Source organism: Pseudomonas rubra, assembly GCF_028656935.1.
GTDB lineage: Bacteria > Pseudomonadota > Gammaproteobacteria > Pseudomonadales > Pseudomonadaceae > Aquipseudomonas > Aquipseudomonas rubra.
Genome location: NZ_JAMDGZ010000094.1, coordinates 1 through 9,064 on the forward strand (window position 1 = coordinate 1; position 9,064 = coordinate 9,064).

General features: G+C 48.2%; 5 protein-coding genes. 1 reads left to right on the forward strand and 4 read right to left on the reverse strand.

Features of this window, described 5'->3' with window-relative positions:
• Positions 1-438: 438 nt before the first annotated feature.
• Positions 439-2,865, forward strand: a complete 2,427-nt coding sequence (locus M5G17_RS27250; RefSeq protein WP_273895950.1) for an AAA family ATPase — start codon at positions 439-441, stop codon at positions 2,863-2,865.
• A 230-nt stretch (positions 2,866-3,095) separates the two neighbouring features.
• Here M5G17_RS27250 and M5G17_RS27255 read toward each other — a convergent pair whose 3' ends face one another.
• Genes M5G17_RS27255 through M5G17_RS27270 form a run of 4 tightly spaced genes read right to left on the reverse strand, consistent with a single transcriptional unit; the run spans position 3,096 to position 8,944 of the window.
• The gene (locus M5G17_RS27255; protein ID WP_273895951.1) at positions 3,096-3,524 is read right to left on the reverse strand and encodes a hypothetical protein; all 429 of its coding nucleotides are present in this window, start codon (positions 3,522-3,524) and stop codon (positions 3,096-3,098) included.
• Positions 3,521-5,572, reverse strand: a complete 2,052-nt coding sequence (locus M5G17_RS27260; protein ID WP_273895952.1) for an integrase — start codon at positions 5,570-5,572, stop codon at positions 3,521-3,523. Before M5G17_RS27260 ends, M5G17_RS27255 begins: the two co-directional genes overlap by 4 nt.
• Positions 5,569-7,467, reverse strand: coding sequence for a hypothetical protein (locus tag M5G17_RS27265; RefSeq protein WP_273895953.1), 1,899 nt, complete (start codon positions 7,465-7,467; stop codon positions 5,569-5,571). Before M5G17_RS27265 ends, M5G17_RS27260 begins: the two co-directional genes overlap by 4 nt.
• The gene (locus tag M5G17_RS27270) at positions 7,460-8,944 is read right to left on the reverse strand and encodes a site-specific integrase (RefSeq protein WP_273895954.1); all 1,485 of its coding nucleotides are present in this window, start codon (positions 8,942-8,944) and stop codon (positions 7,460-7,462) included. Before M5G17_RS27270 ends, M5G17_RS27265 begins: the two co-directional genes overlap by 8 nt.
• Positions 8,945-9,064 lie beyond the last annotated feature (120 nt).

The following is a 9,064-nucleotide window of genomic DNA, read 5'->3' on the forward strand; positions in this document are numbered from 1 at the left end:
CCGGTATCATAACCGTGACACGACCATTGACAGTCCAAAAATCCAGATTTTGCTGGTCGAAACCGCACCTATCCATTCCTTAGGTTGACAGTCAACCATCATTGAATCTGTTGACTGCATTATGTCAATAAGGCCATACATTGACAAACATCGAGAGGAATTCTGGTTGAAGATAAACGCTGAGCATTGACAAAAAGGTCCTTGGTGGATAATTGCACTGATTTGACCACCCGTTTGCATTCGATTTGACCACTCATTTGCATCGGACTTGACCAGAGCGCTTCGTACCCTTGACCGGCAGAAGTCGACCCAGAGCAGTTCTTCGTGAGGGGGGCAAACCAGCCAGCCAGCCAGTTCCACTGATCTGCTATAGAGCATTCCAAGTAGGGGAAAAATCGGCTACAAGAAACCAAAATCCACCAAGGTAGGTATGGACCAGTGATCACTCAGATAGACATCGCAAGCTTCGGCAGCTTTTCAGGCCTTGAGTGGAAGAAGACCGTCCGGGATAGCGGAAAAAATGTTAAAACTTTCCAGCGCTTGAATATTCTTTACGGGCGCAACTACTCGGGCAAGACGACCCTCTCGCGTATTTTCCGTGCACTGGAAACCGGCAAGCTCCCGACAAACTACACAGGCTCGTCCTTCACTGTTACAGGCGACCAGGGCGCGGTCACCTGTTCGGGACTACTGACTCATAATTATGACGTGAGAGTCTACAACCGCGATTTTGTGGCTGAGAACTTGAGTTTCCTAGTCAACCAAGATGTCGGTGGGGAGATCAAAACTTTCGCCATCGTCGGCGAACAGAACAAGGAGATTGATGAGGCTATTGCTGCCATCGAGGCCAAGCTGGGCAGCGTTGAGGCCAAATCCGGTCTTCGTTTTGACCTTGAAGCAAGAAAAAAAGAGCGGGATCGCACTAAGGCCAGCCACAGTACAGCTCAAAGCGCACTGGAAGGGAAGCTGCGCTCACACGCTGCTGAAAAGATTAAGAAGAATCTTCAATATGGCGTTCCAGTTTACAACATTGAAAATATTAAACGCGACATTGCGACTACCCAAAAGTCCGGATTTGCTCCACTGACACTTCAGGAGCAAGCTGGAAAGCTTGCGCTGCTCAAGCAAGAGGCGTTGCCTGATATCACAAGCACGCTTGCGATTGCACTAAACTATGACTCTCTGAAAAGCCAAGCTGATCCACTTCTGTCCAAAGCAATCACTCCGACCAAGCCTATCCAGGAACTACTCAACGACAGTGTACTGCAGCTGTGGGTTAAGCAAGGTATCACTCATCACCGTGATAAGCGGGACGTATGTGCCTTTTGCCGACAGAGCTTGCCTGATGATATATGGCAAGTACTCGACGAGCATTTCAGCAAAGAATCAGGCGATCTCGAAACAGATCTGGAGAGTGTAATCACCGCTGTGAAAGGCGAGATTGCAGCTCTGGCTGGCTTAGTCACGCTGAGAAGCGATGACCTCTACGCAGAGGAACGCTCCACCTTTAACGTAAGCAGCCAGGCGCTTGCGAACGAGTTAGGTACCTATAAGAAAGATTTGGAGACTCTCAAGAAGTCACTAGAATCACGAAAAAACAATCTTTTCCAACCCGTGGCCCTGCCGCCTTCACTGCATAACCCCAAAGAAATTCAGCAGCATGTGGACGCTATCAATGATTTAATTACCACTAACAACAGCAAAACAAAAACTCTGGAAAAAGATAAGGCTACCGCCAGAGATTTGCTTCGCCTGGCTGACGTATCTACATTTGCGGATGCAATTACCTATGATGCGGAACTTAAAAAAATAGCAAATCTCAAAACTGAAGCTGATGCCGCAGACACGACCTATACAGATTCCGCAAAAAAAATTGGCGACGCCGAAGTCGAAGTCCAAAACTTGCGAAATAAGCAGAGAGATGAGCGCAAGGGGGCTGGACGTGTCAACTCCCTGCTAAATAACTTCTTTGGCCATGACGGCCTCAAGCTTGAACCTCGTGACAGTGCAGATAAGGCAACCGTCAAATTTGAGATCACACGAGATGGAAAGGCAGCGTACAACCTGAGCGAAGGCGAATGTAGCTTGATTGCGTTTTGCTATTTTATCGCAAAGCTAGATGCACCCGAGAGCAAAGGTAAAGAATTAATAATCTACATCGATGATCCAATCTCGAGCCTCGACAGCAACCATATATTTTTCATGTTCAGCTTAATTGAGAGCTTGATTGCCAAGCCTGTAAAAAAATCCGACGGCTCAAACACCTATCGATACAAACAGCTTTTTATTTCTACACACAACTTGGACTTTTTGAAATATCTTAAGCGACTATCCATTCCATCGAAGAAAATAGATGCTGGTGGCGGTAAGCAAAAAAACAGCCATGATCACGAGCACTTCATGGTTGAGCGCAATGGAGCCGCGAGTAGTATTTTGCTTATGCCGTCTTATCTCAGAGACTACATCACCGAATTCCATTATTTATTCCATCAGATCTACAAGTGCAGAGATCAGTCGACTGCACACATTAGCCACGAGCCGTTCTTTGGCTTCGGCAACAACTTGAGAAAATTCCTTGAGGCTTTCCTTTTCTTCAAGTACCCCCACCACGACAACAAAAGCGACAGCCTTGAGCGAATAAAAAAATTCTTCGGGGAAGAAGAAGACGCGGCTATTGCCCTTGTCAACCGGCTCAATAATGAGTTCTCTCATCTGGAGGAAGTACCAGACAGAAGCTTCAAGCCAGTTGAAGTTCCCGAGATCGCTAGGGTAGCAAACTACGTCTTAGACAAAATATACGCTTCTGACGCAATTCAGTATAACGCCCTATTGAAAAGCATAGGAGAGCCCGAGCGGACGGATTGAGACAAGACTTCCGGGGAAGCGACAATTCAATTAATTGTTTATAGCTGGCAAATATATTTCGCTGCTGACCCAAAGCTTGCCTTTGCCAAGGGCTGCTATGGGTCGGCTACAGTCGGTCGAGGGCGCGAACTGTGCTGGTCAATGCCGATGCAAACGCCTGGTCAGCACACAATTGACCGATCAGTGACAATGCAAACGGATGGTCATTTCGCACCTTGGCGCACTCGTTCCTAGATGCTCACAACCTTCCCCTTTGCCTGCTTTGCCAGTTCAGATTCAAGCTCACGCACGCGTTCGACCAATTGCAGATTTTGCGTTAGCACCTCGTAGAGTTGCTTTTGCATCTGCTCCAGCTCAGTCTCAACCTTGGCGACTTTGTTTCGGGCACGACGCACCTCATTAGCTTTCGAGTCCCTAGCTAACTCAGATTGAAGGCGGAAAGCTTCAATCTGAGCTATCAGTGCCAGATGCGCTGACCGAGATTTTTTGAGGTAACCTCGATCAAAGCCTGCCTCAAAGCTCACCACTCCAGGTGTGATTTTCCCTGGAAGCAGTCCCACGTGAGCAGCAACGATAGGCTTACCCGTCTTAAGCCTGTCAAATGCGTCGTAACAAGCAGCCAAACCCTTTTTGGGGTTACTTGGCAAATCAATAGTCATTCGACCTCCGCAACAGGTATCAGCCGCTGATTGAATTTTTGAAGGCGCTTCAGCTCGCTACGGGTGACCTCGTACTCACCTGTACCAGGTTCATATCCACTCAACTCTATCTCCGCCTCTTCAATTGCATCAGAAACTTTTTCGGGCTTGATGATCGCACCTTCGCAAGAAAGACACGCCGTGAAATCTCCCAGCATGTATTCGTCACACTGACCCGATTTGGTACACCCACCAAGCAACGTTGGACGATACCAGAGATGCCCATTTTTAATCTGCTTTGCTGTTTCTGAACGAACATCAGCAATCGACACTTCGCCATTGTCAAGTCGCTGCCGCTGCTTATCAGCGTACCCACCGACTCCACCGAACAGAGGGCTATCAGTACCTAGCAGTTCAACCACGAGATCGTAGGCGACGCTCATAGGCATCCCCATCTGAAACTCAAATGCAATGTGGTTTTTGGGGAGGATGAACTTCCCTTTTTCGGAATCGTAGAACCCAAAAATCGTTTTGAGATTTTCAAAATGGTTCGCGTAATAGCGAGTCATCAGGCTCGTCAGATGCTTGAACTGTTTCTTAAGGCTGGGAAGAGAAACGAAACCACTACTGCTAGCGTAGAACGCCAAGGACCGTCGAAATTGGTGAGAAGTCAAAGGCCAAGGACTACCAACTTTAAACTTTATTTCCGCCATGAAGTTGCGAGTTGGGTCTGTGGCGCAAAGTTCCTCATGATCAGCTGTGTCAATCAGAATTCTCTGTATCAGACGCAGCGGCTTTGACTCCTCGTTCCAAAGCGATACCCCTAGTAGTGTGGCTGATCGGCTAATAATCGCTGGATTGAGAAACAACGGCATCGTTTTTGGATCGGTGCCATACAGCGCCGAAATGCCCCGACATATGGCCTGAGCGATTTCCACGGCCTTTATCACTTCCTCAGATGCCAGCCATGACTCGCTCTTTCGATATCCCGTGAATTTGGTGGTTGTCGATATCAGGCTAACCATTCTAGCGTTGTCCCTAACAACACCAGCGTCGTCAACGGTTTCAGCTATTGCTTTATCCTGTGAAATGCAGTCGTAAGGCAGACGCAAGACCTCCTGATCTCGCATGCCTGTGTAGGCGTGGATCATTGTCTTGAGAGCCCACTGCATCTTGAGGATGGCCGAGGACAAGACCCCACGACCTTTACACTCGAAATCTCCAGAGAACACCGACTGCAAGCCATGATCTGTTATTACTTCCGCAAGCGTCCCCTGCACATCTGCATGAGAAATTCCCAGAACACGAAGCTGGTGCAGACGTGTCATGCCATAACCTGGATGCTTAAACGAGGCGAGAAACGCTTCAATTGACCCCACCCCCTCATAGAGCTGGTGAACGTAATCACCCAGAAGATTGATGAGCTCTAAATAAATTCTAGTAGGGATAACTGGATGCTGATTGCTCTGTCTGGGGTCTCCATAATCAAGGTCGAAAACTCCGTGGACTCGATACCCTAATCGTTCTTCGCCTAGCGTTACCAGATGGCTAATTAGCGAGCGTAGGAGCTTACGCTGGCTAGTGCCGATCCCCCTGTTTGCCTTTAGGAAAGCAGCAAGGTAAACCGGCGTCGTGAATAGGTCCTGGAGGGAGAGAACACCGACCATTTTGTTTGATTTTTGGCTCAAACAGAAACGTGCAAGCGACCTTAAAACTAAAACATACTGGTTAATCGAGCCCGCACTGAGCCTTCCGATATGACCGGCGCCAATGAACATCATGAGGCAGAATACCAGGTACTTTACCTCGTTTATCAGGCTTTCCTCATCGGGCCCATCATTCTCAAAGAACAGATCGAATCGAATTAAAGCGATTCGATTTGCCCTTAGACGAAGAGGGTTCAGATCCCATTTCAATTCGCCATAAACAGCAGTGGGATTCCTATCGGCGCCTCGACACAATACGAAATCGTCTGGAGGAGGGCCAAAGCCGTCACCATATGAGTTCAGCACCTTTAAAGAAACGCCCTCAGCACTATTGCTCAACGTACTGAAAAAATTCTCGCTCAAAATACGACCCCTAGCTTTTCATAGCGGTGCAATCGCTTTTCCCAAAAAGGGGTCAAAATACCCAGGTCATCTACTCTGCGCTTTACCTGCTCGACCAACAATGCACTTTCAGCTGACCTCTTGGCCACAGCCTCCACGATTACATCAATTCTGATGGATAACTCGCGAAAAAGCCTCTCGGCATGACTAATGTCCTTGGCGGTGTCTCGGATGGAATTGATTACGTAACTCAGGCTGAGCAACTTATGTAAATCCTCATCATCTGCATGACAAAGATAATTCTTACAAAAAAGGCACCCATACTGTGTCGTACAGCTGGGTTCAATTGGCACTGTTTCCAATATGCGTACTGGATGCTCCATCTCTTCGCAGTGACCAACTACAGTAGACATGCTCTCCTGTGATATTCGATCTCGCACGACGTCCGCAGCTTTTCGAATGGCTTGCCAGTACGCTGAGAATTCATCTTGCTGCTTCTCGACGGACGTTTCCGTATAGCTCGCTATGTTCACCGCTTCGGTATGATTGAGGGTGTCAGCTACCAGCGAAACTGAAACTCTTAACTCATGTAAAATCGAGCTTTTGAATTTCCGCACCGATCCGGGAGGGATGTTTTTAGCATCTTTTGGTAGAAAAATACCGCGCAGACGTTGAAAAAATCTGGTTGAAAAATTGTTAGCGAGCTGCTGATATTCACCCAAGTAGACGCCACTTTTCCTCATCGTAAAAAAAAGGTATTCCATTTCCTTGCCATCCAACACCCACTCCCTGAGCTTTAAATAGCTGCGAAGAAGTGCTCGACCGTGCCCCCTACCGATTGCATAGCGAGTAGTCACCCCGCGAGCTCTAAACTTAACCGCAGTAAGCTCTTTTTTTACTAGCGATTTTTCAATATCGATAGCTTCATCGTACTCGAACTGGATGAATTCGCTGGCTCCTGCACCTGTTATCAAGCTAAAAATGCAGGCGTAGGCGTTGATTGCCATCGAAGCAAGCCACATGCGGTGCTCACACCTAAGGTCGGTATTTGCTGCTTCAATGATGCGATGTGCGTAATCAATGCAACGGTTAGCTACTGATGGGTATGCCTGAGTCGCCTCTATATATTCTTGAACTGTGGAGACCCTCTTACCGTCAGGGGACAAGGTGTTCGAAATTCTACCAGGTGAATACGGCGTCACCTGGGCTCCAGCAAAGGGCAAAATAGACGTTTCATAGTCACTAAATTTCACCACTAAAGGATAGGGCTTTCCATCAAGTAAGAAATTGCTGAACTGAGTTGCAATTCTGATGCAGGTATCCAGATACCTACGCACATCAGACTCTTGAGGAGGGCTTCGGCCTTCCCTAACTACCTTTATCGGTACGACTCCTCGGATAATGTAAGCGGAATCGTCACGGTGTACGATTTCTATCAACGTTCGCATAGCCCGCTGACGATTAATGCACGTAAGGGGCTTCAACTCTCCAGTAACAAGCAGCTGGCGTCGAAGGTGCTCTGTATACTGAATGTACGCATCCCTACTGGTGTCGGGCGACAGAAATAACCCTGAATGCCCGTTGGCATCACACCAGCGCATCACAGCTTCAAAGGTTTTGATAAAGATCTGAATGCTTGTTTCACTCATTCCCGACACATACAGGTAATCGAGAATTACACGCAGAATTTCTCGGCGCCCCACTAAAAGCGTGGACAAATCAACCGCGTACCCATCAGCTCCACGCAGTTCTCGAACAGTGTAAGCGAACGCGCCGAAGTCCACTGGACTTACTCGAAGTCTAGAGTCAAGCTGGATTCGCAGTTTTTCCGGGTAGAGAAACTCCTGGCCGTTTCCAATATCAGAAATCGTTATAGTTTCAGTGGCTCGAACCTCAAGCTTTCCAGCATCAAGCATCAGCACCACCCAGAATCAGATCCTCATACCCAGAAAACTTGAAAAGGCGGTTTTCGTAACTCTCCTGCGCAGCCAGCTTGTCCGAGTGCATACTGAACAGTTTGAGATAGTTCTCAGTCGTTTCCCTGTCGGCATGATGCAGACGCGTTTGGATGTACGAGATCTCCTCCCCAGGCTGCAAGCTGCCGTTTTTCATGAGAGGAATCAGATGCTGATAAAGCTGGTAGGCGTAGGTTGCCCGAAGCCAGTGATACGTAAAAGAAGTAGGGAATTTTTTCGAAACGTGCTTCGTGAGCTTACGCTTTATGGTTTCTGTTACCTGTCCTGTCGGCCTGGATTTTACGACTGGGTAGCGTGGATCATCTTCCGCCATGTAGTAGCAATTCCCCTGATCAGACATGAAAAGGTAAAGATCTTCTTCATCCAACGGCGGAAGCTCTGAGAAATCCCGTTCCATAGCCTGCAAGAACATCCAACGTCGTTTTTTTGCAAGAGGGCTCTTGGCCCAGAGCGTCAGATCAGCAGCCAATTGCCTAGGAAAACGCAGTACCTGCGGCTTATCAAACTTCGTATCGATACCAGTATCAGGGCCGGCATAAACCAAGTACGTTCCATCGTTTTGAAGATTCGTTTCTGTGAAGGCTCGCAAATGCCGTACACGCAGTGTAAGCACGCTTTGCTTACGAGCACCGGTCATAAGCGCAGTTAGCAAAATCATTCGCTCTTGCATCGACCAATCGTCAGCTTCGATAACTTGCAACATTTCAGAAAGTTGCTGATTTGTTAAAGGCCGTAAATCCTCACCATCATCACGAACGAAGCCTATCGGCACTGGACTTTTCCTAGGCACAGGTCGAGTCTGGCCACGCTTTTCAACAGACATGGTGCGCGTTCCAGTAGCCGTTTGCAGCATGAGCTTGATCTGCTTTACGTTGTCCACCCGAGACAAGTCGATCGGGTGCCATTTTTCCGAGACAAACTTGTAAAATTCATACACCACTCCTGTGTACTGGTTAACCACCGCTGGCCCTTTTCCCCCTTTATTAAGGAGGTGGCGGTAGTACCGAAAGGTTGGCCTGTGGCTTGGCCGCTTCCCAGAAAAATCGAGCCAATTAATACTGTTAGCCTCGCAGAACATTAGATAATCCAAGAGGCGGCTGGCCCTTCGCCGCGCGTCGTCGGTTGGTCTCGAATTATTGTGTTTATGCTGGACGAGGCTCAGGAGATATGAGTTAGCTTCAACCCAAGGCCGACCGTCACGATGGAAGAGAAACGGGAAGTTGAAGACATCCCGCTCCCCCTTGTCGCCGCCTATTTCATTTATCCTGAACAGCTCCACGGGCGGATCTGCTTGCGCCAGCAGGATAGGAATGGCATGCGTAGGTGGGGCGGCGACATGCAGCTCTGCGAATGCTTCGCGCAATCGAGGGATGATCACCAACCTACCCGCATGCCCGGCGTTTCGGTAAGACGACATAGGAATCCTTTGGCCTAAAGATTCCTGTCAATGCTAATGTTACGGGATACGACGTCAACCCTTTTTTGTCAATGACTGATTGTTAAGCGATTCAACCCACGGATCTAACTTATTGAATAG

Coding starts and splice junctions, on each gene's coding strand:
- M5G17_RS27255 (WP_273895951.1), bottom strand. CDS start 3,524: ATGACTATTGATTTGCCAAGTAACCCCAAAAAGGGTTTGGCTGCTTGT.
- M5G17_RS27265 (WP_273895953.1), bottom strand. CDS start 7,467: ATGCTTGATGCTGGAAAGCTTGAGGTTCGAGCCACTGAAACTATAACG.
- M5G17_RS27270 (WP_273895954.1), bottom strand. CDS start 8,944: ATGTCGTCTTACCGAAACGCCGGGCATGCGGGTAGGTTGGTGATCATC.